The following is a 2,744-nucleotide window of genomic DNA, read 5'->3' as shown; positions in this document are numbered from 1 at the left end:
GTCGAGATTGCCGTCGGAATCATAACCATATTGCAGGTCGAGACCGCCGGCGGCCTGCCGGTTGCCCTGCGGGAAACCGACCGCATATTCCTGCGGCACTTCGACCCAGACCGATTCCGTCTCCGGATCGTCCGGGTTCTCTCGGAAGTAGCGGATGACCTCGCCTTTGCCGGAATCGGCGAATTGGCTGTAATCGTAGCGGTTCTCGACTGGGCCGCGCTGGGCCAGGTACATGAAGCCGCTATTGTCGAAGGCGATGTCGGTGACGGCGTAGTCCTTGTCGGCCTTGACCGTCAGTTCCCAGCGCGGGTCGCCGACAAAACTGCCGTCGCGGGCGATGCCCACCGACCAGATTTCCGACTTTTCGCCGACCGAGTAGTAGAGCCGGCCGCCATGGTAGGAGACGCCCCAGACGCGGCGCTCGTCCTGCGTGTAGCCCCAGCTGTCGGGGTCTTCGCTGTCGAAGGTCGCTCCCTTTATGTCCATCACCGAACCGTCGTCGGCGACTGGAGCAAGCCCATGCGCGGGACGGCCGGCAACGCCGTGATCGAAGCTGTCGATCAGCCTGCCTTCGGCATCGATGCGATGGATCAGGCCGGTATCGAGATCGGACGCGAAGAACTCGCGATGAGTGGCGTCGAATGTGAGATTGCCGATGCCGGGACCGCTGTTGGTGTCGATGTCGGCGAATTTGGAGACCTGGCCGGTGATGCCGTCGATCTTCCAGACGGTGCCCGGCCCGCCGCCGTTTTCGGTGCCGAACTGGCCATCCATGAAGATGGCGCCGGCAGCGCCGCGGCGCTGCCGCTCGGGGCGGCCGTCATCGTCGGCGTCCGGGGTGACGATACGGATGCCGTGCAGCGAGGTGGCGCCGGCATAGAGATTGGGAATGCCCGTCGGAACGCCGTCGCGCACGCCGTCATCGTAGGTGACGCCGAACACCTGGCCGACCTGCTCCGCCGTCACCTCGAAGGGCGGTGGCGTGTTGACGAGCTGGCCGGTGGCTGGTCCGCCCAGTTGCGAGACGTCGAAGACGCGCAAGGTGGCGCGCGTGGTGTCGATGAAGGTTTCGTCGACCGGATCGACGCCGGGCGGCAGTCCCTCTTTTTCGGAATCAGGGGGGTCGAAATTGGGAATGATGGTGCCGGAAAATCCGGTCACCGCCATCGAACCGGGATAGATGATCCGGGTTTCCTGCGCCTGCGCGGCGCCCAGCCACAGGCCGAGTGCCAGCAACCCGCCTGGATGCACAGCGCGGCGCAAGCCGCCAGCAAGAGACGACACAAACGAGCCGCGGATGCGAGACATGACACTACCCCCCGTAGTCGACGGGAGAACGTCGGGTCTGGCCGCGCAAATCAGGGCAAGGCGCGGCGGTCCGGCTCGTTCTTCCCTGATCGAATTGTCTGCTTTCCTCAAGATGACGATACGCCTGCTCTTACGCAGGGTCAACGGAATCAACAGAAAGCCCAGCGCATCGACCTCGTCCCGAAGGCGGTGGTCGCGCCGAGCTCCTGTTGTTCCCGGAGACCTGGGAGTCTCTGGGTTATTGGTCATGGGGGCTTCCTTTCCGGGCCGCACCATGCGGCACCTGGAGATCAGTCGCAGGCGGAGGTGGAAAGGTTCATGGAAGCCTTGCGCAGAATGCTTGCGCGCGATGCCGCCTGTTCTTATATACGCGCCAAGCCGTTCGGCGCCGGAATGCCGGTTGCCGGAACGGGATTTCTTGTGAACAGGGGCTTTCGTCGGAACGCCTGTACGGGTCCTGATAGCCTGCTTAGCGGAGAGACTAGAAAAATGGCAAAAGTAATCGGTATCGATCTCGGCACCACCAACTCGTGTATCGCCATCATGGATGGCAAGGAGCCCAAGGTGATCGAGAATGCGGAAGGCGCGCGCACGACGCCTTCCATCGTCGCCATTTCGGGCGACGACGAACGTCTGGTCGGCCAGCCGGCCAAGCGCCAGGCGGTCACCAATCCTGAAAACACCATCTTCGCGGTCAAGCGCCTGATCGGCCGCCGCTATGACGATCCGGTGACGGAGAAGGACAAGAAGCTTGTCCCCTACAAGATCGTCAAGGGCGACAATGGCGATGCCTGGGTCGAAGCCGGCGGCAGGAAGCAGTCGCCCTCGCAGATTTCGGCCATGATCCTGCAGAAGATGAAGGAGACGGCGGAAGCCTATCTCGGGGAAAAGGTCGAGAAAGCGGTCATCACCGTTCCAGCCTATTTCAACGACGCCCAGCGCCAGGCGACCAAGGATGCCGGCAAGATCGCCGGCCTTGAAGTGCTGCGCATCATCAACGAGCCGACCGCGGCAGCGCTTGCCTATGGCCTCGACAAGAAGGAAGGCAAGACCATTGCCGTCTATGACCTTGGCGGCGGCACGTTCGACATTTCGGTGCTCGAAATCGGCGACGGCGTGTTCGAGGTCAAGTCGACCAATGGCGACACCTTCCTCGGCGGCGAGGATTTCGACATGCGCCTGGTCGAATATCTGGCGGCCGAGTTCAAGAAGGAACAGGGCATCGACCTGAAGAACGACAAGCTTGCCCTGCAGCGCCTCAAGGAGGCGGCTGAAAAGGCCAAGATCGAGCTGTCGTCGACCACCCAGACCGAAATCAACCTGCCCTTCATCACCGCCGACGCGACCGGGCCGAAGCACCTGACGCTGAAGCTGACGCGCGCCAAGTTCGAGCAGCTGGTCGACGACCTGGTCCAGCGCACGATTGCCCCTTGCAA

Annotated in this window: 2 protein-coding genes; one reads left to right on the top strand and one right to left on the bottom strand. The window is 62.7% G+C overall.

Features of this window, described 5'->3' with window-relative positions; all coding sequences use genetic code 11:
• Positions 1 to 1,308: hypothetical protein (locus tag EN893_RS27755; protein WP_128361942.1), on the bottom strand; the 1,308-nt coding region annotated here is incomplete at its 3' end.
• Positions 1,309 to 1,797: 489 nt separating this feature from the next.
• Here EN893_RS27755 and EN893_RS27750 point away from each other — a divergent pair.
• Positions 1,798 to 2,744: Hsp70 family protein (locus EN893_RS27750; RefSeq protein ID WP_164901161.1), on the top strand; the 947-nt coding region annotated here is incomplete at its 3' end.

This window comes from Mesorhizobium sp. M7A.F.Ca.CA.004.04.2.1, from assembly GCF_004022825.1.
Classification (GTDB): Bacteria; Pseudomonadota; Alphaproteobacteria; order Rhizobiales; family Rhizobiaceae; genus Mesorhizobium.
Note: the sequence above shows the minus strand (reverse complement) of the source record. Positions and strands in the feature narration are given on the sequence as shown.